Origin of the sequence: Nonomuraea typhae (assembly GCF_009760925.1) — a bacterium.
GTDB lineage: Bacteria > Actinomycetota > Actinomycetes > Streptosporangiales > Streptosporangiaceae > Nonomuraea > Nonomuraea typhae.
Genome location: NZ_VRLV01000015.1, coordinates 29,286 through 52,215, shown reverse-complemented (window position 1 = coordinate 52,215; position 22,930 = coordinate 29,286). Strand labels below are relative to the sequence as shown.

At 71.4% G+C, this 22,930-nt stretch carries 21 protein-coding genes; 11 read left to right on the top strand and 10 right to left on the bottom strand.

The window, feature by feature from the left end; genetic code table 11:
- Position 1 precedes the first annotated feature (1 nt).
- Positions 2–346: a type 2 periplasmic-binding domain-containing protein gene (locus tag FVE25_RS40770; protein ID WP_219825876.1), complete on the bottom strand. Its 345-nt coding sequence runs from the start codon at positions 344–346 to the stop codon at positions 2–4.
- Here FVE25_RS40770 and FVE25_RS40765 point away from each other — a divergent pair, their 5' ends adjacent.
- A complete protein-coding gene (locus FVE25_RS40765) occupies positions 347–844 on the top strand; it encodes a Rossmann-fold NAD(P)-binding domain-containing protein (RefSeq protein WP_219825875.1) in 498 nt (165 codons plus the stop codon).
- Here the strand turns inward: FVE25_RS40765 and FVE25_RS40760 are convergent.
- The 4 genes from FVE25_RS40760 to FVE25_RS40745 form a co-directional block, all read right to left on the bottom strand.
- Positions 816–3,020 carry an esterase-like activity of phytase family protein gene (locus FVE25_RS40760; protein WP_157252857.1) on the bottom strand — a complete coding sequence of 735 codons (2,205 nt, stop codon included), beginning with the start codon at positions 3,018–3,020 and terminating at the stop codon, positions 816–818. The two genes, FVE25_RS40765 and FVE25_RS40760, sit on opposite strands and share 29 nt — an antisense overlap.
- Positions 3,021–3,143: 123 nt before the next feature.
- Positions 3,144–4,877, bottom strand: coding sequence for an ABC transporter ATP-binding protein (locus FVE25_RS40755; RefSeq protein ID WP_157252856.1), 1,734 nt, complete (start codon positions 4,875–4,877; stop codon positions 3,144–3,146).
- Positions 4,874–6,394: an ABC transporter transmembrane domain-containing protein gene (locus FVE25_RS40750; protein WP_219825874.1), complete on the bottom strand. Its 1,521-nt coding sequence runs from the start codon at positions 6,392–6,394 to the stop codon at positions 4,874–4,876. Before FVE25_RS40750 ends, FVE25_RS40755 begins: the two co-directional genes overlap by 4 nt.
- 52 nt (positions 6,395–6,446) lie before the next feature.
- A complete protein-coding gene (locus FVE25_RS40745) occupies positions 6,447–7,106 on the bottom strand; it encodes a dihydrofolate reductase family protein (RefSeq protein ID WP_219825873.1) in 660 nt (219 codons plus the stop codon).
- Positions 7,107–7,157: 51 nt separating this feature from the next.
- On the opposite strand from FVE25_RS40745, the gene FVE25_RS40740 reads away from it, so the two are divergent.
- The 3 genes from FVE25_RS40740 to FVE25_RS40735 are packed head-to-tail and all read left to right on the top strand — an operon-like array spanning position 7,158 to position 8,331.
- Positions 7,158–7,736 (top strand): PadR family transcriptional regulator, encoded by a 579-nt coding sequence (locus tag FVE25_RS40740; protein ID WP_157252855.1) that lies wholly within the window; start codon positions 7,158–7,160, stop codon positions 7,734–7,736.
- A complete protein-coding gene (locus FVE25_RS56550; protein ID WP_281367956.1) occupies positions 7,733–7,855 on the top strand; it encodes a hypothetical protein in 123 nt (40 codons plus the stop codon). The genes FVE25_RS40740 and FVE25_RS56550 overlap by 4 nt, the downstream gene beginning before the upstream one ends.
- Before the next feature lie 8 nt (positions 7,856–7,863).
- The gene (locus FVE25_RS40735) at positions 7,864–8,331 is read left to right on the top strand and encodes a hemerythrin domain-containing protein (protein WP_157252854.1); all 468 of its coding nucleotides are present in this window, start codon (positions 7,864–7,866) and stop codon (positions 8,329–8,331) included.
- On the opposite strand, the gene FVE25_RS40730 is transcribed toward FVE25_RS40735, so the two are convergent.
- The gene (locus FVE25_RS40730; protein ID WP_157252853.1) at positions 8,277–8,804 is read right to left on the bottom strand and encodes an AraC family transcriptional regulator; all 528 of its coding nucleotides are present in this window, start codon (positions 8,802–8,804) and stop codon (positions 8,277–8,279) included. The two genes, FVE25_RS40735 and FVE25_RS40730, sit on opposite strands and share 55 nt — an antisense overlap.
- Positions 8,805–9,084: 280 nt before the next feature.
- Between FVE25_RS40730 and FVE25_RS40725 the strand changes: the two genes are divergently transcribed.
- The 6 genes from FVE25_RS40725 to chrA all read left to right on the top strand — a co-directional run bounded on the left by FVE25_RS40725 (position 9,085) and on the right by chrA (position 16,712).
- A complete protein-coding gene (locus FVE25_RS40725; RefSeq protein ID WP_219825872.1) occupies positions 9,085–9,711 on the top strand; it encodes a saccharopine dehydrogenase family protein in 627 nt (208 codons plus the stop codon).
- 386 nt (positions 9,712–10,097) lie between these two features.
- Positions 10,098–12,833, top strand: coding sequence for a helix-turn-helix transcriptional regulator (locus FVE25_RS40720; protein ID WP_157252852.1), 2,736 nt, complete (start codon positions 10,098–10,100; stop codon positions 12,831–12,833).
- A 309-nt stretch (positions 12,834–13,142) separates the two neighbouring features.
- The gene (locus FVE25_RS40715; RefSeq protein ID WP_157252851.1) at positions 13,143–14,000 is read left to right on the top strand and encodes an LLM class flavin-dependent oxidoreductase; all 858 of its coding nucleotides are present in this window, start codon (positions 13,143–13,145) and stop codon (positions 13,998–14,000) included.
- Between the two features lie 452 nt (positions 14,001–14,452).
- On the top strand, positions 14,453–14,932 hold the full coding sequence (locus tag FVE25_RS40710; protein WP_157252850.1) for a Chromate resistance protein ChrB: 480 nt from the start codon (positions 14,453–14,455) through the stop codon (positions 14,930–14,932).
- Entirely contained in the window at positions 14,929–15,360 is a 432-nt protein-coding gene (locus FVE25_RS40705) for a chromate resistance protein ChrB domain-containing protein (RefSeq protein WP_157252849.1), read from the top strand. The genes FVE25_RS40710 and FVE25_RS40705 overlap by 4 nt, the downstream gene beginning before the upstream one ends.
- Positions 15,357–16,712 carry a chromate efflux transporter gene (chrA, locus tag FVE25_RS40700; protein ID WP_157252848.1) on the top strand — a complete coding sequence of 452 codons (1,356 nt, stop codon included), beginning with the start codon at positions 15,357–15,359 and terminating at the stop codon, positions 16,710–16,712. The genes FVE25_RS40705 and chrA overlap by 4 nt, the downstream gene beginning before the upstream one ends.
- Here chrA and FVE25_RS40695 read toward each other — a convergent pair.
- The 4 genes from FVE25_RS40695 to FVE25_RS40680 all read right to left on the bottom strand — a co-directional run bounded on the left by FVE25_RS40695 (position 16,709) and on the right by FVE25_RS40680 (position 22,078).
- Positions 16,709–17,578, bottom strand: coding sequence for an MBL fold metallo-hydrolase (locus FVE25_RS40695; RefSeq protein ID WP_157252847.1), 870 nt, complete (start codon positions 17,576–17,578; stop codon positions 16,709–16,711). The two genes, chrA and FVE25_RS40695, sit on opposite strands and share 4 nt — an antisense overlap.
- A 138-nt stretch (positions 17,579–17,716) precedes the next feature.
- Positions 17,717–18,511, bottom strand: a complete 795-nt coding sequence (locus FVE25_RS40690; protein ID WP_157252846.1) for an alpha/beta hydrolase — start codon at positions 18,509–18,511, stop codon at positions 17,717–17,719.
- A gap of 8 nt (positions 18,512–18,519) precedes the next feature.
- Complete coding sequence (locus FVE25_RS40685) at positions 18,520–19,365, bottom strand: alpha/beta fold hydrolase (protein ID WP_157252845.1); 846 nt, start codon at positions 19,363–19,365, stop codon at positions 18,520–18,522.
- A gap of 76 nt (positions 19,366–19,441) precedes the next feature.
- Positions 19,442–22,078 (bottom strand): AAA family ATPase, encoded by a 2,637-nt coding sequence (locus tag FVE25_RS40680; protein ID WP_157252844.1) that lies wholly within the window; start codon positions 22,076–22,078, stop codon positions 19,442–19,444.
- Between the two features lie 67 nt (positions 22,079–22,145).
- Here FVE25_RS40680 and FVE25_RS40675 point away from each other — a divergent pair, with 67 nt between their 5' ends.
- Positions 22,146–22,922, top strand: coding sequence for an alpha/beta fold hydrolase (locus FVE25_RS40675; protein WP_157252843.1), 777 nt, complete (start codon positions 22,146–22,148; stop codon positions 22,920–22,922).
- Positions 22,923–22,930: the final 8 nt, after the last annotated feature.

The window sequence follows — 22,930 nt, the reverse complement described above, 5'->3', positions numbered from 1 at the left end:
GCTACCCCACGTGGCCCGGACGCAGGACCCGGCGCACGGCGTCGCGCATCCAGCGGTGACCCCCGTCGGCGGCGTGGCGGGGGTGCCAGGCCATGCCGATCGTCAGCGGGGGCAGCGGCAGCGGGATGTCCAGCAGGAGACCCAGCGCGTGCGCCGCGTCGCTGAGTGGTGAAGGGGGTTCGCCCGGCAGCGCGGCCGGCACCAGGCAGACCACGTCGCCGGCCGCGGCCAGCGCCATCGCCGCCAGGTGTCCGGGCAGGACGGCGCCGACCCGCCGGCCGAGCCCCTGCTCGGCCAGGGCCGCGTCCAGCGGGCCGGTGAAGCGTCCCCGGCGGCTGACCGTCACGTGCTCGGCCGCGGCACCCCGCAGGCCGCCCGGGCCGGGCTGGTCACCGCCTCCCTGGCCATGGACGACCTGATCGCCGGCTCCGGGGTCGCCTACCGCGACCTGGCCTGCCCGTCCTTCTCCGAGAACCTGCTGGAGGAGGCCGAGTCGATCCGCGAGAACGGCGTCTTCACCGACACCGCCGCCGCGGACCGCCCGGCCCCGCTGGTGGCCCTCGCCGACATCGCCGCGACGGCGGCCGGGTTGCTGCTGGACCGCTCCTGGACCGGCGCCGGCAGTGTCCCGGTGCTCGGCCCGCAGGAGCTGTCGCCCGACGACCTGGCCCGCATCATGACCGAGGAACTGGGCCGTCCGGTCCGCTACCGGCGCCGGCCGCTCGCCGCAGCCGGGCCCGGCCACCGCGTTCGCGCAGTGGTGCGCGCAGACCCTCAAGCCCGCCGTCCCCGCCGCACCGTAGGCCGCACAGGCCCTAGTCGCGCAACCCGGGCACGTCGATGACGATCACCTCCGTGTCGTCGGGCCTGCCGGGGATGCGCCCGTCGTTGCCGGGGAAGTTGTTGTCGTTGGCGACCAGGACGCGCTCGCCGTGCAACGGCAGCACCGACTCCACCGACTGCAGGGGGAAGGAGAACAACGGCCCCACCCCGTACTCACCCGGCCGGGCCGGCGTCGACACGCCCCTGGGGTCGGCGATGCGCAGCAGGTCCGCGACGGTACGGCGGGGCAGCACCCCACCCGGCCCCGCGGCGTCGAGATCGGTGACGATCAACCGCTTGACCAGCGCCGTGGTGCCCATGCCGTTGTCTCGCTCGATCAGCAGCAGCCGGTTCCCGTCGAGCAGCGACGCGTCCCCCACGAACAGTCCCGGATCATCCACCCGGAAGGTCCAGGTGCGGCCGGTGTAGGCCCGTGCGCGCACGTCGAACTCGTAAACCACCCGCCGCCGCTGGTCGGGGTCGCCGGTCTTCGCGCGCTCCAGTATCGGGTAGAGGGTCCAGCCGTTCCTGCTCGCGGCCAGAGCCTCGAAACCGCCGCTGGCCGGCAGCGTGGGCCGCTCACCGGGGGCCAGGTCGGGTGACTGGGGAGACTTGGTGCCGTCCGGCAGCGGGATCGGCGCCTCCAGCACCTTGCCCGTCCGGTCCACGTGCAGCAGGTACGGGCCGAACTCCTCACCCACCCACAGATCGCCGCGCGCGTCCCAGGCGAGGGACTCGACGTCGAAATCGGCCCCGGTCAGCAGCCGGTCGGCGGTGTCCTGGTTGACGATGGGGAAGGGCACCTTGCGGTCGGGGTCACGGAAGCTGATGTGACCGCGCAGGTCGATCTTGCCCCTGCGGTGGTCCGGCTCGATGACGTAGGCCCGCAGCAGGAAGTCGGCGGAGTTGTTCTTGGCGCCGAACCCGTTGTCCGGCATGGCGAGCAGGCGGTTGCCGGAGTGGGAGCCCGGCACGGCCGGGATCACCGCGGAGAAGCCCGGGATCGGCTGGCCGGGGAAGGGCGGGGTGACGCCGTTGACGGTGGCCGGCGGCAGCTGCGTACCCGAGACGGGGCCTGGCTGGTAGGCGGTGGCCGGCAGCAGCGCCCGGCCGCTCAGCCGAGCCTGGCCGGGCAACCGCACGCGCAAGCCGTACAACCTCGTGACCTGCGCCGGGTTGTTGTTGTCGTCCGAGACGAGATAGAGCGTGCGGCGGTCCTCGCTCAGCGCCATTCCCTCGACGTTGTCCAGCAGCGGGTTCGGCTGCGGCTGCTTGGCCGTGGCCCCGGACGGCGGGCAGTCGGCCAGGTCGAGCAGCAGCCGCTTGCCGAGCCAGGCGCGCGGGTCGGTCAGCGTGGACAGCGACGCCACGCCGGAAACATCCGGGACGCCGGTCGCGGAAACCCGGTACAGCCGCACGGTGTTGCCCACCCCCGCGGTGAACCCGCGCTCCAGCGCGATCAGCTGGTCGTCGCCGAGCGCCACCAGCTCCACGAGCCCGAGTCCGGCGTCGGGCCGATAGGCGTACTGCGCGGCCGGAGCGTAGTCGCGGCCGTGCGCGCCCGCATACCGCAGAATGCGCAGCCCCGGCCCGTCGGCGGACAGCGGCCCCTCCATCCCCGCATACAGCGCTCGGCCGTCGGGCGTGGCCGCCAGCGCCTCGAACGTCTGATTGACCGCGGCCTGCCCGCCCGGGCCGACCCGGAACCTGTCCGGTACCGGGAAGGAGGCCACCTCCCGCCCGTCGGAAAGCCGGAACCGCCGAATCGACGGCTCACGCTCCGAACTGGCCAGCACCGTGCGGCCCCCGCGCTCGGCGACCAGACCCTCGCCGTCGAAGTCCGCGCCGGTGTACGGCACGCCGTCCGGGCGCAGCAGCGTGGTCATCCCGCTCACCCGGGCGCTGCGAAGGTCCCGGGTGAGGTTGAGGTCGTAGAGCCGGGCGGGCGTCGTGCCGATGTTGTCCACGAGCGCCAGCGCCCTCGACTGGCTCGTCAGCGCCAGCGCGGACAGGCCGGCGACAGCCGTACCCTCGAACGTGGTCTTGTCCAGGCTGTCGCTGAAGCCGAGCAGAGACGCGTCGGCCGAGCAGCGCGCGGCCTCCCGGGACGGTGTGGCGCCGTCCGCGGGGATGGGCGCGCTGAGCAAGGCGGCGATGGCCGCCGCGGCCGCGATGGCCGGGCGCCGTAGGCTGTGCACGGGTACCTCCGGAGAAAGATGATGCTTCCTGCTGATCGAAGTACCTTTGGCCCGCCAGGAGACATCTCGCCCAGAAACACTTCATGAATTGCGGGGTGACAGACGCTGGTCAGCACCCCGGGTTCACCGGGCGCCGGCACTCCGCGAGCCGTACCACGACCTCCACAGCGTCTCGTACACCCCGCCCGCCGCGACCAGGTCGTCGTGGGAGCCGACCTCCACCACCCGGCCGTCGTCCATGACCACCACCCGGTCGGCGTCGCGGGCCGTGTGCAGGCGGTGGGCGATCGCGATGACGGTCCGCCCTTCCAGGACGGCGGCGAGCGAGCGTTCGGCGCGTCTGGCCGTGCGGGGGTCGAGCATGGCGGTGGCCTCGTCGAGGATGACCGTGTGCGGGTCGGCCAGGATGACCCTGGCCAGGGCGAGCTGCTGGACCCGGTCCGGGCCGAGGGCGGCACCTGACGACAGGGACCCCAGCTCGTCGTCGAGCGAGGCGACCCAGTCGGCGCCGACCGCCGCCAGCGCCTTGTCCAGGCGGTCGTCGCCGGCCGACGGATCCGCCAGCAGCAGGTTGTCGCGGACCGTGCCGAGGAACAGGTGCTGTTCCTGGGTGACCAGGACGACGTGCTCGCGCAGCCGGGCGGGGGAGAGGTCGGCGACGGGCACCGAGCCGACGGTGACCGTGCCCAGGCGGGGGCGGTCGATGCCGGCCAGCAGCTTGCCCAGGGTGGACTTGCCGGCTCCGGAGGGACCGACGACGGCCAGGCGCTCGCCGGGCCGTACGCTCAGATCGACGCCGGACACCACGTCGTCGTCTTCGTAGGCGAAGTGCACGCCGGCCGCCTCGATGCGGTCGCCCTGGGGCGCCGCGGCGGCGACCTCCCGCCGCGCCGGGGTCGCGAGGCCCTCGATCCTGGCGAAGGAGGCGGCGCTGCTCTGCAGCTGCTCCAGCCAGATCAGGATCGTCTCGATCGGCTGGCCGAGCTGGCGCAGGTACAGCACGCAGGTGACGATCGCGCCCAGCGTGACCTGGCCGCGGTCCAGGAGCACCCCGCCGAGCAGCAGCACCAGCACGGGCGGCAGGAGCGCGGAGACCTCCACCGACGGCCAGAGCACGCTGCGCAGGAAAAGGGTGCGCAGCTGGGCGGTCCGGCCGCGCTCGATCACCCGTTCCGCCGCGCGCGTGCGCTTGGCCTGCAGGCCCAGAGCCTCGATGGTCCGGGCGCCGGCGGCGTTGGCGGCCAGGTGCTCGGCCAGCTCCGAGCGGGCGGCGCCTTCCTCCAGGTACGCGGGCCGGGCACGGCGAAGGTACCAGCGGGAGGCGGCCGCGATGCCGGCCAGCGCGATCAGGCCGCAGGCGCCCAGGACCGGGTCGGCCAGGAAGACGGCGACGATCAGGAAGAGCGCCTGCAGGCTCGAGACGAGGATCTCGGGGGCGGCGTCGCGCAGGGTGCTGCCGACGACGGCCACGTCGGTGGTTCCGCGGGCGGTCAGGTCGCCGGTGCGGATGTGCTCGACCGTGGCGGCGGGCAGGGCCAGCACCCGATCGAGGAGTTCGGCGCGGATACGTTCCTGGACCCGCTCGCTGAACCGATGCCCGGTCTTCTCGGCGTACCTGGACAGGACCAGCTGGGCCAGCGCCGCGCCCACGGCGATCGCGGCCAGCAGATCGACCGTGCCCCCGGCGCCGATGGAGTCGACGATCCGGCCCAGCAGCCACGGGCTGACCAGCGCTGCGGCCGCCGCGAGGCAGTTGAGCAGCAGCGTCGCGGTGAATCCCGGCACGTCCCGCCTGACCAGGCGCAGGGCGGCCCGCCGTACCTGCTGCCGGTCGGCGACGGGCAGGTCGCGGTTCATGCGAGCACCGATCGGTAGGCGGGGGCGGAGTCCATCAGCTCGCGGTGGGTGCCGGCCGCGGCCACCCGCCCGTCCTCGATGAACAGCACCTGGTCGGCCTCGGCGAGCAGCAGCGGGGAGGTGGTGGCCACGACCGTGGTACGGCCGGCGCGGGCCGTACGGAGTCGTCCGGCGAGGAGGGACTCGGTGTGGGCGTCCAGCGCGGAGGTGGGCTCCACGGCCAGCAGTACCTCGGGCTCGGCCAGCAAGGCCCGGGCCAGGCGCACGCGCTGACGCTGGCCGCCCGACAGGTTGCGGCCGCCGGGTTCGATCATCGAGTCGAGCCCGTGGCGCAGCCCCGCGACCACGTCCTGCGCCGCGGCCACGTGCACGGCCCGCTGGACGGCCGCGTCGTCCGCCTCGCCCCGGCCCTGGAGGACCTCGCGCAGCGTGCCCGCGAACAGGGCGGCGTCGTGGTCGGCGATCAGCGAGGTGCCGTCGAACCCGCCCATCTCTTCGAGCAGCGCCACGCTCTCCTCAGGCCGGGCGCTGACCAGCCCCACCAGGCTCCCCGGCGCGACCTGCGGCCCGGCGGGCCGGGGCCGCTCCCCGGCGCGCAGTCCGAGGAAACGGGTGACCTGGCGGGCGGCGACCAGGCCGTGGCTGACCTGGAAGCTGCCCTCGATGAAGAAGGAGACGGGAACGACCAGCATGACGATGTACCCGTATACCCCGACCAGCTCGCCCACCGTGATCGCCCCCTCGGCGGCCAGCCGGGCGCCCAGCCAGGTAACCGCGGCCAGGAACAGCGCGGGCAATCCGGTGCCCAGCGCGCCGATCCAGCTCGTCAGCGACGCCACCCGGTAGCCCTGCTCGCGCAGGCTCGCCGAGTCGGCGCGGTACCGCTCGGCGTAGGCGGCCTTGCCGCCGAAGGCGTTGAGCACCCGTAGCCCCTCGATCAGGTCGACCAGGCGCGTGGTCAGCCTGCCCTGGTTCTCGCGGTAGCCGTTCTGCACCTTCATCAGCCGCCCGAGCAGCGGGCCGAGCAGAACCGCCAGCAGCGGCACGCCCAGCAGCACCACGACGGCCAGCACCACGGAGACCTGCAGCAACAGCATCGCCACCACGCCGTAGCTGATCACCGCGCCCACGCCGGGGCCGGTCACCGTCAGCGAGGCGGCGATGGCGATGACGTCGCCGATGCCGATCGTCACCACGTCGCCCGCAGAAGCGCGCTTGGGCAGGTCGGCGCCCAGGTTGTTGATCTGCTCGATGAGGACGCGCACGGTGCGGAAGTTGGCGTCCATCCGGATCTTGGTCATCGTGCGGTGCCGCAACATCGCCAGCCAGGCGTTGACCAGGCCCGCCGCCAGCAGCGCCATGACCCAGCCGGGCGCCAGGTCGTCGTCGATGGCTCTGGACAGCAGGTACGGCGGGAGCGTCAGGCCCACCATCCAGAGGGTTCCCAGCATCGCGCCCAGCGCGACCCGGCCCTTCTGCGCCCAGGCCAGCCAGCACAGATACCGAGCCGCCTTCATGGGGATGACGCTAGAGCATGCCTTGGGCGGCTCTTTGCCCGGCCTGGAGTGCCTACTTCGTGATCTCGTAGCGCAGAATGACCACGCCGTTGTCGAATCCGGTGGCCTCGATGAGCTTCAGGTCCTGCCGGTCTTCGAAGAGGCGTGTGCCCTTGCCGCGTGCGGTCGGGCAGACGAGCAGGGTGATCTCGTCGACGAGGCCGGCCTGCAGCAGGGAGCGCATGAGGGTCAGGCTGCCCCACAGCCAGATGTCTTTGCCGATTTGCCGCTTGAGTTCACCGATGGTGGCGGCCGGGTCGCGCGTCACGGTCGCGGCGGCGAACGCGCCCCAGGGGGCCTGCTCCAGTGTCGAGGAGGCGACGAACTTGGTGAGGTTGTTGAGCTTTTCGCCGTACTCGCCCTGCTCGGTGGCGCTGGCCCAGCCCGTGGACTGGGCGTAGGTGTTCGCGCCGAGAATCAGCGTGTCGACCGCGTCGATGAGCCCCATCACGCGGGCCTTGTACGCGGGGTCGCTCTTCTCGGAGAAGGGTTCCACGGACACGAAGCCGAGCCCGCCGTCCTCCTCCGCGGCGATGTTGTCGAGGGTGACCCACTGCTGAACGATGAGCTTGCGCATTGCTGGCGGCGCCTTTCGCTTGTGTGTCTGCTGGGTGGTTCTTCTTTCGGGGGACGGAACCGCGTGCCGATTCTCGACATCCTCCGTCGTCTCCATCGGAGCTACTCGTGTTTGACTAGTTGGCGCTACTCGTGTTTGAGTAGCTGGGTGAGTGACGCGCGCATGTTCGTGCTCGGCGCCCTGCTGCGCGGTCCGATGCACGGGCATCAGATCCGCCGGCAGGCGCAACTGGACCGCACGGAGTTGTGGACCGACATCAAGGTGGGCTCGCTGTACGGGGCTTTGCACCGGCTCGTCGCCGAGGGCGCGATCGAGGTGGTCCGTACCGAGCGGGGGGCGGGTCCGGCGCGGACGGTGTACGCGCTCACCTCAGCCGGGCGCGAGGAGTTCATCGCGCTGCGCGACCGGACGCTGCGCGAGGTCCGGCTGCGTCCTGACCCGGTGGATCTCGCGTTGCACTACGCCGGCGATCTCGCCGAAGAAGACCTGCGGGCACTGATCGGCGGGCGGCGCGACGTGCTGGCCGCCCGGCTTACCGCCTGGCGGCACCAGCGCGAGCAGGCCGAGCCGTACCTGCGCGGGCTGGAGCCGCTGACCTTCGACCACACCACGGCCCGCCTGCGGGCCGAGATCGCCTGGCACGAGAGCCTGCTGGAGCAGCTACCGAAACTGCTCGCCGCGAACGACCGCGGCCGAGCGCCGACAGCGGAAGGACGCCGAGAATGACTCTGGTGACCGGAGTGACCGGTTTTTCGGTGCTCAAGGGCGGACACGCGGGCCGGCGACACTCGCTCACCGGGCTGCCCGCCCGGGGGTCCGCGCAGCAGGCCGGCGACTTCCGCTGAGTGCCGTCATGCTGCGCAACCGCATCTTCGCCTGGCACCGGGAGTTGCAGGACGTCCACCACCGCCTGGAAAAGGCACTGAAAGACGCCCGCAGGGCCATCCGCTCCGGCGAACGCGCCCAGAGCCTCAAACCCGAGCTCCGCGACTTCTGCTACACCTTCTGCGCGGCCCTGGGCAGCCATCACCGCAGCGAGGACAGCGACTTCTTCCCGGCCTTGCTGCACCAGCTGCCCGAGCTGGAGCCCACGATCACCCGCCTGGGCCGCGAGCACGAGGTTCTCGCCCGCCTCCTGGCCGATTTCCAGCTGAGCCTCGACGATCCGCAATCATCACCGCACCAGCTCTTCATACAGATCAACGACATCAAGGCCGCGATGAAGGCGCATTTCGGCTTCGAGGAAGGCTCACTGAACCAGGCACTTCATGCGCTTGAATCCCCGGAGAGCGACAAGAAGCGCATGTTCGGCGACGTGTGACCGACGGCCTCCTGATCTTCCCGGCGGTGCCGGTAACCGCCGGGCGGCGACCCGTACTGGCGTTTGAAGGCATGGGTGAAGGTGTACTGCGAGCTGTAGCCGACCTGCTGGGCGATCGTGTTGACGGGGGCGTCGGAGGTGCGGATGTAGAGCAGGAGCAGGTCCAGCAGGGTGAGCAGGATGGTGTCGGAGCCTGGGCGGGCGTCGCCGTCCAGTTCCACGCCGAGGAGTTCGACCGCGGCGCGGAGCTCCCGGTGGCGCCCTACCCGCGTCGGCAGGTGGATGACCTCGGGCAGGTCGTTCAGGAGCGGATGGGGCCCGGATCCGTCCAGGAGATAGGCGCCGCAGAGCATGACCACCGTCGGCGGCCGGTCGGCTGACGTTTCTCCGGCGAGCGTTGTGGGCGGCTCGCTGACCGGGGTCGAGGGGTCGTCGGCCAGCCCGTGCGCGGATCCGCGCGGCAGGAACGCCACGTCCTATCGTCTTGTATCGGCGTCCTACGGTGCTGATGGGCTGAGCAGCCGCGCAGCGTCCATCGTGAGGAGACGACATGAAGATCGCCGTTTACGGTGCGAGCGGATACCAGGGCAAGCTCGTGCTCACCGAACTGGCACGACGCGACATCGAGACAGTCCTGGCCGGACACGATCCCGCGCGCCTGAAGGAGGCCGCCGTGGCGGTCGGCCTCCCCGACGCGGAACGACGCGTGGCCGACACCAGCGACCATGAGGCGCTGGTGAGCGCGTTCCGCACATGCTGGCCGACCGCCTCGGACCGCTCGAAGAGCTCATCACCACCCACGTGGTCGTCGGGGGCGGCATGTCGCGCGGCTCGCTGCGCTCGGTGCTCGAAACGATCGACGCCATCAAGACGGGAGGCATGGCCTACGACAACGGCGACTGGCACTCCGGCATGCCCGCCCGCCACACCGCGATCAGGCTGCCCGGACAGTCGGAGGCGACCCCGGTGACGGCCTTCCCCGTCTCGGAGGTGGTGACCATTCCCCGTCACATTCGCGTCCGGCACGTCGAGGGCCTGACCGAAGCGGCCCTGGGCGACCAGCTGAACACCTCGCTCACCCCGGAGATCATCGAAAGCCTGCCGGAAGGACCCGATACGGGCAGCCGCCGCACCCAGCGCTTCACCTACGTGCTCGACGCCACCAGTACGGCCGGCCGCCGCGCCCGCGGCATCGTCCGGGGCCCCGACACCTACGGCACGACCGCGGTGATCGCTGTCGAAAGCGCCCGCCGCCTCATCGTCGGCCCGGCCGAGCCGGGAGTGCTCGCCCCCGCCCAAGCCTGCCATCCGACCGCCTTCCTCGACTTCCTCGTCCAGCATGGGATCCAGTGGGTCATCGAGGAGGCGCCGGCAACCTGACCATGGGGACGCACCTGCGAGAAACGGGAGACGGGCGCGGCTCTTACGCGGTCACCTGGGTGGTGACACGGTCTTGGTCCGCCGACCCGGAGCGTGTGTCCTTCGGCCCGCGGACGGCGGCGTGCCCGGCACGTCGAGCTGAGGTGACTGTGCCGCGTCGACCGCTTTGCGACCTTGCTCAGGCGAAAGCTCGAACAGATAGGGCGGATTCGCCGTCGCGTCGGCGAACGCTTGCGCGGCGGGCTCCAGGACGGGTTTTGACATTGTCGAACTCCTTCTGCGATGTCAGGGACCTCGGTCAGCATCCCTCCCGGCTGAGGCGGATCGAATCCTTGAAACACCCCAGTGCAAGTGGCGCGAATCGGTCGAACCTCTAGGCTGAGCCCATGATTTTGCGCGGCAGGAAGGCTGAAACCGCCCAGCTCGACACCTTGCTGGAGCGGGCGGCGACGGGGCTGAGCGCAACCATGGTTCTCAGCGGCCCGGCCGGGATCGGCAAGACCGCCCTGCTGGACTACGCCGTGGCCCACGCCGCCGGTATGCAGGTGACCCAGATCGCCGGCGTGCAGGCCGAACAGGAGCTCGGTTTCGCCGCGCTGCACCGTCTGCTGCTGCCCTACCTGGGCCAGCGCGGCCGCCTGCCCGGCCCGCAGCGTGATGCGCTGGAAACAGCCTTCGGCATGCTGCAGGCCGCTCCGCCCGACCGCTTCCTCGTCGGACTCGCCGCATTGACCCTGCTCGCCGAGGCCGCCGCCGAGAGACCGGTCCTGGTCGTGTGCGACGACGCGCAATGGCTGGACCGCGAATCGCTGGACGTGCTCGCCTTCGTCGCCCGCCGCCTGTACGCCGACGGCATCATCGTGATGTTCGGCGTCCGCGACGACCATCCCGCACTGGCCGGCCTCGCCGGTTTGCCCGAGCTTCCCCTGGATGGCCTGGCGGACGAGGAAGCCGCGATCATGCTGTCGGCTCTGCTCGACGCCGACATCGACCGCGTGGTCCTGCGCCGCTGCGTCGAGCAGACCCGCGGCAACCCGCTGGCGATCCTGGAACTTGGCCGCGGGCTGGCCACCGGGGAGAGCGAAGCGGTTTACGGTGAGCCGGTCTCCCTCGACCGCAAGCTGGAAGAGCGCTTCTTGCGCCTTGTGGGCGACCTCAACCCGCTAGCGCAGCAGGTGCTGCTCGTGGCCGCTGCCGATGCCACCGGAGATCTCGCGATCACACGGCTGGCGGTCGCCCACCTATCCGGTGCCTCCGCAACGGACATCGACGACGCGTTCGACCATGCCGAACGCAGCGACCTGCTGTCCCCCCGCTCGGCCGGGCACTTCCGCCACCCCCTGATCCGCTCCGCGATCTACGGCGGAGCCCCAGCAGGCCGACGGCGCCAGGCGCATGCCGCCCTGGCCGCAGTCACCGACCCCCATGCCGATGGCGACCGGCAGGCCTGGCACCTGGCCGCCGCGGCCACCGGCCCCGACACCGATGTCGCCGACAAGCTTGAAGCGGCAGCGCACCGGGCCCGCGAGCGCGGCGGACACCTGGCGCAGGCCGCGTTCCTGCGCCGCGCCGCCGAGCTCACCTCCGCCCCGACACACCGCAACAGCCGGATCCTCGCCGCCTGCGGCGCAGCCCTGACCGCCGGGGCGCCGCACCTGGCCGAGGAACTGCTGGACCTGCTCGCCTCAGGAGCCGGCGCCCCCTTCCTGGACGCCCAGGTCATGCGCCTGCGCGGCTTCCTCAACGTCATGCTCGGCCGAGAGGGCGCGGTCGCCCTTCTGCTCCAGGCCGCTCAGATCCTGTGCGAACTCGACCCGAAGGCAAGCCGCGACACACTGCTTGAGGCATTCGACGCTGCGATTGTCGTGGCGAGGATCGGCGTCGGGGTCAGCGCCGTGACCGTAGCCCGGCAGGCGCTCGCGGCGCCGGCCCCCGAAGGCGAACCCACCACGGCCGACCTGCTGCTGAGCGCACACGCCACGCTGGTCGCCGGCGGGTACGCCGAAGCGGTGCCGCTGATGCGCCGCGGCGTGGCGGCGATGCGAGCCGCAGCCGCCGACCACGGCGACGCCGCCCGCTGGTTCCTGCTGGGCGCGGTGCTCGCACTCGACCTATGGGACATCGACACCCTGGGCGCCGCCTCCCAGCACTTCGCCGCCGGGGCCAGGCGGCAGGGGGCGCTGCGCATGCTGCAGGCCGGCGTTCACGGCATGGCGACCCACGCATTGTTCTGCGGCCGGTTCGACACGGCTCAGGCGCACTTCGCCGAGTTCATGGACGTGGCCGGCGCGATAGGCGCGGACCTGCGCTACGCCGGCAGCAGTGACGCCCTGCTGCATGCCTGGCGGGGCGATCGCGAACGCACCTTGGCCGCCGTGGCGGCACAAGCGGGCCCGGACGCCGAGCAACCGGGCGGCCTGCAGGTGCAGCTCGCCCGCACCGCCCACGTCATCCTCGAACTCGGGCACCGCCGCTACGCCCAGGCGCAGCAAGCCGCCCAGCTCATCCACGACCTCAACCCGCCCCACTACGGTGGCGGCGTGCTGCCCGACCTCGTTGAGGCGGCTGTGCGCAACAACGACACCCGCGCAGCCGAGCGCGCACTCCTCCGGCTGGGTGAGCGCGCCGAGGCGAGCGCCACCCCCTGGGCCCTCGGTGTGCTGGCCCGCAGCCGGGCCCTGGTGACCGACGACGAACGCCGCTATCAAGAAGCGCTCAACTACCTGGCTCCGACCCCGCTGGCTACCGAGACCGCCCGCAGCCACCTGCTGTACGGCGAATGGCTACGCCGGCGCCACCGCCGTACCGAAGCACGCCAGCACCTGCGGCTGGCACACCGGCTCTTCGCCGAAATGGGCGCATCCGCCTTCGCCGAGCGGGCCCGTACCGAACTGGCCGCCACCGGCGAGCACACGCGCCCGCGCGATGTCAGCACGGTCCGCGACCTCACCCCACAGGAGTTGCGCGTAGCCCGGCTGGCAGCGGGCGGCACCACCAACCAGGAGATCGCCACCGAGTTGTTCATCAGCTCCAGCACCGTCGAATATCATCTGCGCAAAGTGTTCAGGAAGCTCGAGGTCACCTCACGTCGCCAACTGCGGGACGCGATGACAGGGCAGTAACACCAGCCCCCGAGAGTGAACGGGGCGCTTGTCTTTCGGTCGGCTTCTTTGATCCTCGGGGCGTCTCGGGCCGGTTCGGTGAGCCGGCGGGAGTTCCCAGGTGTGCGCGGAGACCGCGTAACCCGAGCCGGACCCGTTGGCGCGGAGCGTTCCGCCCGGTTCAGGCCGTGGGTGCCAGCGCAGGTCAGCGACGTGGGGACTGGCCGGCCGGAGTCGGCTGTAAGGTGGCGCGAGCTGGGTGCCGATGATCGCCATGAGTGTCCGATTCCTGCAAGACCGGGCAGCTCGGCCCGGCCTATCGTCGCGAATATGAAGATCGGAATTGGACTTCCCGCGGCAGTGCCCGGCACGGACATGACAACGCTCGGCCGGTGGGCCGCAGAGGCCGAGCGGTCCGGGTTCGACAGCCTCGGCGTGATCGACCGCCTGGTCTACGACAACCTCGACCCGTTGACCGCGCTGGCCGCCGCCGCGTCCGCGACCTCTCGCGCCGAGCTGATCACGACCGTGCTCAACGTCGGCTGGCGCGGCAACCCCGTCCTGCTGGCCAAGCAGATGGCCTCCGTCGATCTGCTGTCCGGAGGGCGCCTGGTCGCCGGGATGGGGCTGGGCGGCTGGCCGGATGACTACACCGCCAGCGACGTGCCCCAGAGCGGCGGCGGCGCGACGTGGGACAAGACGCTGAGCACCATGCGCCGCGCATGGTCGGGCGAGTTGGCCGGGCAGGGCGGCCCGATGCCCGCCCTGCCCTCCGGGCGGCCGGTGCTCCTGTTCGGCGGCATGGTGCCCGCCGCCCACCGCCGCGCCGCCACGCACGGCACAGGCTGGGTGGCCCCGCTGTTCGGCCTGCCCGTCCTGCGCGAGGGGGCGCAAGCCGTACGCAAGCAGTGGGCGGAGATCGGACGTGAGGGACAGCCTCGCATCGCGACCGGCCGCTACGTCAGCCTCGGCCACGACGCCGAGCGCGTCGCCGACGACTACATCCACCATTACTACGGCCAGGCATTCTTCGCCGCCGCCCGCGCCGACACGCTGACCAGCCCCGCCCGCATCCGCCAGGAGATCCAGGCACTGCGCGAAGCCGGCGCCACCGACGTGGTGTTCTACACGGCCTCGGGTGATCTGGAACAGATCGCCCTCCTGGCCGAAGCCATCGCCAGGGCTTGATGATGATCGCCAGCCCGAGCAGGATCTCGAAGGCGCCGTGCCCGATCAGCACCGAACCGAGCCCGCCGCGCATGGCCCAGTGAATGACCACCATCTCTCGCAGCAGCGCGGTGAACACGCCCCACACCGTGGTGTGTAGCAGCAGGATGCGCGCCGGCCAGAACAGGATGAGCAGGCCGACAGCGCCGGTGAGGTACATCATGCAGTCGAGGGCGAAGTCCACGGCAGACTATCGCGGTTAATTAGGGAGCCCCGGCCCGAATCTAGGGGTTCACAAGGCGGCATCAAAAGAGAAAACGACGATCGTCCCGCCAAGCCGGCTCACCTATTTCTCAGGCAAGTCCGGGCACAAGGATGCCTTCATCCGCGGGCCCTCGCTCCGTTTGGGACGCCACCTGGACGACTGGTGCAACCGTAGTTACTGTAACTGTGGTTGCGCTGATGGAGGTTCGATGGGCATTGCGGGCGAGTGGGTGCTGCTCGCGTACCGGATTCCGCGGCAGCCGTCGACGTTGCGGATCACGGTCTGGCGCAAGCTGGACCGGCTCGGTGTGGCCCGGCTGGGTGACGGCCTGGTGGCCTTGCCCGCCGACGCCCGTACGCGGGAGCAGTTGGAGTGGATCGCCGAGGAGATCGGTGAGGTGGGCGGCACCTCGACCGTCTGGCTGGCCGTGGCGGGCAGCCTGGCGCAGGAGAAGGCCGTGGCGGCCGAGATGCGGAAGGCGCGGACGGCCGAGTACGGGGCGGTGATCGACCAGGCACGCGAAGCCGCGGGCGCGCGGCCGGGTGAGCGCAGCCGCACGGTGAGGAAGCTGCAGGCGGAACTGCGCCGGATCGAACGCCGTGACTACTTCCCGCCCGCCGAGCGAGAGTCGGCCCGCCAGGCGGTACGGGAGCTGGCCCGGCAGACAGCAGCGGAGGGCATGTCATGAGGTGGGCGACCCGGGCCGGGGTGCACATCGACCGTGCCGCGTGCGCGTGGCTGATCCGGCGCGAGGTCGACGCCGGGGCCGAGTTCGTCTTCGTCGACGATCCCGCCGAGGTGCCGGGCGATGCCAGGCCGTTCGACATGCGCGGGGCGGAGCTGTCGCACCACGGGGATGACTGCTCGTTCGAGACGATTCTGCGCCGCTACGACCTGGCCGATCCGGTGCTGTGGAAGATCGCCGAGATCGTGCACGAGGCCGACGTCGACGACGGCCGCTTCGACGCGCCCGAGGCCCCCGGCCTGGACACGGTGCTGCGTGGCCTGTCGATGGTGTGCGACGACGAGAAGGTCCTGGAGATCACCGGGCCGCTCTTCGACGGGCTGTATGAGTTCCATCGGCGGGCGCTTCTTCTGGGACGGGAGCCGGCATGAGCACCGGGACCGGTCGCGACGTCATCCCGTTCCGGCAGGCGGTGCGGGCCTGGTTCGGCATCTCGCTGCAGACCTTCGGCGGCCCGGCCGGCCAGATCGCGGTCATGCAGCGCACCCTGGTGGAGGAGAAACGCTGGATCGGCCAGCAGCGTTTCAACCACGCCCTGAACTACTGCATGCTCCTGCCCGGACCTGAGGCGCAGCAACTGGCCGTCTACGTGGGGTGGCTGCTGAACGGCACCCGCGGCGGCCTGGTCGCGGGCACCCTGTTCGTCCTACCGGGCATGCTCGCCCTGCTCGTGCTGTCGGTGATCTACGTGCTGTGGCAGGACACCACCGTGGTCACCGCCTTGTTCGCCGGGATCGCGCCGGCGGTGCTGGCCATCGTCGCCCAAGCCGTCATCCGGGTCGCCAGGCGGTCGCTGACCCACCCGGTGTTCGCGGCCCTGGCGGTGGTGGCCTTCGCGGCGCTGGCGTTGTTCGGGGTGCCGTTCCCCATCGTGATCGCCGTCGCCGCCGTGGCCGGGTGGGCCGTCTCCAAGCTCGTCCCGCACGCGCTGAAAGGCGGCAACGGGCACGGCACGGACGGCGGCCCCGCCCCGTTGATCCCGGACGACGCCCTGCACCACGCCCGGCCCAGCCGGCGCTCGGCCGGGAAGATTCTGGCCGTCGGGCTGGTGGCGTGGTGGCTGCCCGTCGGCGTGGTCGCGCTGCTGTTCGGCCCCGGCAGCGTCTTCACCGCACAGGGATTGTTCTTCTCCGGCACGGCGCTGGTCACCTTCGGCGGCGCCTACGCGGTGCTGGCCTTCGTGGCCCAGCGCGCGGTGGAGACCTACGCCTGGCTCACCCCGGGCGAGATGGTGCGCGGCCTTGCCCTGGCCGAGACCACGCCCGGCCCGCTCATCATGGTGGTGCAGTTCGTGGCCTTCCTCGGCGCCTTCCGGGACCCGGGCGGCCTGAACCCGTGGGCGGGCGCCGTGCTCGGCGCGCTGCTGACCACCTGGGTCACCTTCGTCCCCTGCTTCCTGTTCATCTTCCTGGGCGCGCCGTACGTGGAGCGGCTGCGGCACAACACCGCCATCAGCGCCGCCCTGACCGGGATCACCGCCGCCGTCGTCGGCGTCATCGCCAACCTCGCCCTCTACTTCGCCGAGCACACCCTGTTCGCCCGCACTTTCACCTGGTACGGCGGGCCGCTCCGCATCCAGGTGCCCGACCTGGCCACGCTCAGCCCCGTCGCGTCGGCGATCACCGCCGCCGCGCTGGTCATGACCTTCGCCCTGAAGTGGCCGATGTTGCGCATCCTCGGCATCTGCGCGCTACTCGGCCTGGGGACCGTCCTGCTGGGTTAAGGCCAGGACTCGCACACGTTTATCCGGTACATCAGCCGGAGAACGACCCTTGGGGTCCGGCCGTTCGCGCCGGGCGAGGTGGCCGAGGGGAGCGCCACCCGCGCGCGGAAGGCCGCGGCGCTGCGCGGCGATGGCATCGATCCGGCCGCGGCCGCCGAAGAAGGTCGCGAACACCTCGGCGGGCAGGATGGCGTGGGGGGCACCCTGCGGTCGGTTTCGCATGAGCCAACCCGCATCTCACACGGGCGGACGGCCTGCCTGGCGGTCATCGTGTAGCGCAGGGATCCGGTGATCGGAAAGCCGACGCCGCCCAGATGCAGCAGGATCGTTCCGGGCCGCAGGCGGGCGGCCGTGTTGCGAAGTGCCCGGTGGTAGACGGTGTCGCCAGTGATCCAGAGGGGACCGTGTTCCTGGCCGGGCCAGGTGAGCGCGAAGCCGATGACCTCGCCTACGACCGGTCCGCTGAGTGGGGGGCCGTGCCGGCACGGGGTGGCGGTGATGTCGATGGGCGGGCGTCCGGGGGTTTCCAGACGGGTGGTCTGTCCCACCCGCAGCCCTCGGGCCGGGTGCGGCAAGGAGCGGGCGCCGGAGGAGGTCGTCACGATCGTGTCAGCGGCCGGCAGCAGGGCGAATCCTGCGTGGTCGAGGTTGTCGCCATGATGCACGTGCGTGAGCAGGACGGCGTCCAAGTCCGGTAGGTCGGCGGCGGCGATGGCCGGGCCGGTCAGCTTGCGGGAGGAGGTTCCCCAGCCGAAGGAGTAGGTGCGGCCGGGGGGATCGAAGGTCGGGTCGGTGAGCAGCCGCCAGCCGCCGAACTCGATCAGGACCGTGGGGCCGCCGATGTGGGTGAAGCGGACCTGCGTCATGGGGGACCTCCTCCGGGGTCAGCGCCTGTAGTTGTCGGCCGCGGCGATGGTGGCAATCAGTCCCATGGGGCCGCCCCCGTACCGCTTGCGCCCGGGGCCGGCTTCCGGAGCCTCGAGTCCGGAAGCCGGCCTTCGACGTCAGGAGTGGTCCAGGGCCCAGGTGAGGGCGTGGTCGGCGATCTCTTCCCAGCCGTCCTGCGCGGGCATCAGGTGGGAGCGGCCGGAGTACTCGGCCACTTCGGTGATCGTCTTGGGCGACTTGTAGTGCGCGGCGTTGGAGCGCTGGATCTTGGGCGGCATGAGGTTGTCGTTCTCGCCGGCGATGAACAGCAGCGGCTTGCGGGAGTCGTTGCGGTAGTTGACCCAGTTGTCGTCCTTGCCGGGGTGGATGTTGGCCAGGGCGCTGCCCCAGAAGATGTTGCCGGAGGCGGGGATGTGGTAGCGCTCATAGGTGGCGCGGGCCTGGTCCTCGGGGAAGGTGTTGGTGAAGGCGTAGCGCCAGTGCTCGTAGTCGAGGCCGACTGCCCTGTGGCGATTGGCGGGGTTCTTGAGTACGGGGAAGGTGGCCTTGAGCTGCGACAGCGGGATGATCTTGACGCCTTCGGCGGGGGCGGAGTTGATGGCCACCCCGGCGGCGCCGTACCCGTGGTCGAGCAGGATCTGGGTGAACACGCCTCCGGCGGAGTGGCCCATGATGATCGGCGGGGTGTCCAGGCCGCGGATGAGCGTCTCCAGGGATTCGATGATCTGCGGGACGGTGACCTGCTCGATCGGGGTGGGGTCGGCGTTGAGCGCCTCGACCTCGACCTCGAAGCCGGGATAGGCGGGGGCCAGGACGCGGAAGCCCTTGGCCTTGTAGCGGGTGATCCAGTGTTCCCAGCTTCGGGGGGTGACCCAGAAGCCGTGGATCAGGACGATCGTGTCGGGTTTCATGCCGGCTCCTATCGGGTGGCTGCGTAGGCGGACAGGACGACCGCGGTGGCGGCGTCCGGGTGGGAGGTCATGACGACGTGGGAGGAGCGGATCTCCCTGACCGTACTGCCGGCGCGCTTGGCCATGAACCGCTGGGCGGCCGGCGGGATCACCTTGTCCTGGGTGGGGATCAGGTACCAGGACGGGATCGTTTTCCAGGCCGGCTCGCCGCTGCCGCCGGACAGGCCGTTCACGCTGCCGGGCCGCTGGGTTGCGGCCATGAGCCGGGTCTTGTACGCGGGCAGGTCGGCGGCGAAGACCTCGCGGAACTTCTCGGCCACGATGTAGCCGTCGGTCCCGGCGACAGTGCCGTCGGGCAGCTTGTAGTCGCGGCCCAGCAGCGCGTGTCCCAGCTCGCTGCCGGGGAACTGGTCGGCCAGCTTCAGCGCGCTTTCGCCCTTGTCGGGGGCGAAGGCGCCCAGATACACCAGCGCCTTGACGTTGTCGTGGCCGCGGGCGGCGTTGGTGATGACGATGCCGCCGTAGGAGTGGCCGACGAGGATGATCGGCCCGGTGAGGGTGTCCAGGATGCTGGAGACATAGGCGGCGTCACCGGCCACGTCGCGCAGCGGGTTGGCCGGGGCGAGCACCGGGAAGCCGGCCGCCTGCAGCCGGGCGATCATGTCGTTGAAGCCTGAGGCGTCGGCGAACGCGCCGTGTACGAGGACCACGGTCGGCTTGGCCGTCGTGACGGCCGCCGGCCGTACGGCAGAAGCTGCGGAAGGCGCGCCGGTGGCGGTCAGGCCGAGCGTCAGGGTCAGGGTGGCGAGGGCGAGGCGGCTCACTCCGCGGCGCGTCAGCGGTCGGGCGATCATGTCCGGGTTTCTCCTCAAGGGTTCGTGCCGTGGTTGCAGCACGAGCATCCGGTGCCCACCGGGTGGTCTGAATCGGTCAATTGACTGCACCTGGGGTCACGCCTTCGAGGGCGTCTCGCAGCGCGGCCCGGGAGGTGATGCCGAGCTTGGGGAAGATCCGGTACAGGTGGGCGCTCACGGTGCGCGATGACAGGAAGAGCCGCTCGCCGATCTCCTTGTTGCTCAGTCCGGAGGCGGCCAGCCTGGCTACCTCCAACTGCTGGGCGGTCAGGCCGTGGGCGGCGTTGGGCCGCTGGGGCACCGCGATGCCGGTGGCGCGCAGTTCCTGCTCGGCGCGTTGCTGCCAGGCGGTCGCGCCGATCGAGGCGAACAAGTCGGCTGCCCTGCGCAGTTCTGGCCTCGCCTCACCCGGCTGCAACCGGCGGCGGTGCAGCTCGCCCAGGGCCAGCCGGATCCGGGCGTGGTCGAAGGGCCAGCGTTCGGTCCGCGGGAGCGCCAGCGCGGCCCGGAAGATCGTAACCGCTTCCTCGGGCGGCGCCACGAGCGCCTGCGCGGCCATGATGTGCAGGCGCAGCCGGGGCGCCCGGTCGGCCAGGCCCTTGGCCGCGGCGGTGTGCGCGTTGGCCTCCTCGGTCCGGCCGGTACGCACTGCCGCCTCCACCAGCTCGAAGACCGCCCACGGCGCGTAGGCCACGTACGGGGGGATGACGCCCGGCGGGCTGATGCTCGTCCAGTACGCGTAGGCGATGTCGTAGTCGCCGTGCGCCATCGCGGCGAGTGCGAGGTTGCGGGCCGACAGGGACAGATGCAGCCCGCTGCCACGCGGCGCGGCCCATTGCTCGACCGTCTTGCTGTATTCGCGGGCGCTGTCGGCGTCACCGCGGGCGGCGGCGAGCCAGCCGAGGCTGCAGCGCAGGTCGTGGGCCAGCAGTTCCAGGTCGTGGCGTACGCACAGGTCGAGCCCGGCGTTGGCGGCGTTCTCGGCGTCCTCCCATCGGCCGGCCAGGAAGTGGTCGTGCGCGTCCAGCCAGTAGCCGCTGGCCGCGTGCGTCACCGCGCCCTGACCGGTCTCACCCTCGATCAGGGCGCGGATGCGGGCCCGGTAGTCCGGCAGCAGGTCCATCCAGGTGGCAGCCCTGCACAGTGCGGCCACGCGCCCCGGCGGGGCGTCGTCGGGCAGCGTGTCGAGGGCGGTTCGCACGAGTGCCGCCGAGCCCTGGCCCAGGAACACATCGTGCAGCAGGCGAACGAGGTCGTCGTCGCAGCCGGCGACCGCGTCGCTCACCTCCTGCCACTCGTGGGGATCCTGCGCGTACGAGGCGGCCATCACCCTGACCAGGGATGCCGCCGCGGGCGTGCCACGCAGCAGCCGGCGTGCGGCGTCCAGATCACCGTCGCGCAGCATCAGGATCTGGGCCCGGGTGGCAACGACTCTCGCCGGGTCGTCGAGGTGGCGGCGCGCCTGATCCAGCAGGTTCTGGGCGAGGTCGAGCTGCCCCGACTCGCCGGCCAGCTCCGCGGCGCGCTCCAGCCGCACGGCCCGCGCCGCCGGGTCCGGGGTGAGCTCCGCCGCTCGTTGCAGCGCCTTGACCGCCAGCCCGCTGCCGCCCCGCAGGCTCACCGCCCGGGCGGCCTTCTCGATCTCGCCGGCCACCCGCTCGTCCGGCTCCACCGTGGCCGCCGCCAGGTGCCACATGCGCAGTTCGGGGTCGGCCTGGTGCTGCTCGGCCAGCACGGCGTGCGCCTGGCGCGTCTCCTCCGGCGAGGCCGTCTTGATGATCGCCGACCTGACCAGGGGATGGCGGAAACGCAAGCCGGACGGGGTTGAATCGCGCGTCACGAGGCCCGCCCGCTCCGCCTCGAGCAGTTCGTACGGCGACAGCTCGGCCCGATGCTCCAGCCGGTCGCCGTCGAGCGCGGTGACCAGCAGCGTGGTACGGATCCGCGGCGCCAGCTCCAGCAGCCGCCCCGCGAACCCGGTTTCGAGACGGGTGCGCAGGGACGCCCCGGTGGGCAGCAACTCCACGCCGACGGAGGTCTGCGGCAGCTCGGTGATCGCCAGGGGATTGCCCGCGGCCTCGGCAAGCACGCGTTCGCGCACCGACGGCGGCAGGCCCGGGTGGAGCAGGTCCAGCAGCTGCCCGGACGCCCCATCATCGAGCGGCCCGACCTCCAGCATGTCGATGCCGGGCGTGACGCGCTCGGTGGCCGTCAGCGGCCGGCGGGCGAAGACAGCCCGCAGGTCGTACGGCTGCAGCCGCAACAGGATGAACATCATCACCTCGCGCGTGGGATGGTCCACCCAGTGCGCGTCCTCCACGGCGATCAGCACCGGCCCGTCCGCGGACACGGCGGCCAGCACGGCCAAAGACGCCACCGAGATCGCCAGCCGGTCAGGTGCGGGGCCGTCCTGCAGCCCCAGCACCCGGCGCAGGATGTCCCGGTGAAACGGCTCCACTCGGTCCAGATACTCCATCACCGGCGCGAACAACTGGTGCAGCCCGGCGAAGGCCAGCTGCGCCTCACTTTCGAAGCCGCTGCCGCCCACCACTCTGACGCCCTGCTGCCGGGCGTAATCGATAGTGGCCTGCAGCAGCACGGACTTGCCCACACCCGGATCGCCGTGCAGCACGACGTTCGGCAGGACGCCGGGGGCGCGATCGATCGCCCGCCGCAGCGCGGTCAGCTCCCCGGCCCGGCCGATGATGTCCATGATTCGTCTCCTTCGGTGCAGTCATGTGACCGATTGCCGGACCTGCCCCCGGCGGCATGCTGAGCGGGTGCCGCGACTACAGGTGGAAAGCGACGTGAGCCTCCGCTACGAGGACGTCGGCGACGGGCCGCCCGTCGTCTTGGTGCACGGCTGGCCCTTGTCGCTCCGGTTCTGGGAGCCCCAGATCGGCGCGCTCGTCACAGCCGGGCACCGGGTGGTCTGCTACGACCGGCGTGGTTTCGGACGCTCCAGCCAGCCCTGGAACGGCTACGACCTCGGCACCTTCACCGCCGACCTGGCGGCCCTGATCGAGAACCTCAACCTGATTGAGCCGGCGCTGGTGGGCTTCTCCACCGGCTGCGCCGAAGCCGTCAGCTACGCCGCCGCATCGGGACGCGTGGCCCGGCTGGTGCTGGGCAGCCCCGTGGTGTATGCGGACCCGCTCGCGCACGAGCTCCTGATCGCCTCGCGACGCCACCGCATCCCCATGCTCGACGACGTGCTGCTCAGGTTCTTCGCCGTCGACGGGCGTGGCACGCTGGATGAGCCGACGCGCCAGTACCTGCTGAGACAGGCCGCGGACGCCTCCGCCAAGGCAACCGCCGACTCGCTGGCGGCTTGGGGCGCCGCCGACCCCGGCGCGGACCTGGGCCACCTCGCCGCGCCCACGCTGATCATCCAGGGTGAGAGGGATGCGTTCGTGGCGCTCGAGGACAGCGGGGCGCGCGTCGCACGGGCGATCGCGGGAAGCTCGGCGGTGACCATCCCCGACGCGCCGCACGGCGCGCCGTTCACCCACCATGAGCAGTGGAATGAGCTCATCCTGGAGTTCCTGGCGACATGACGGCGCAG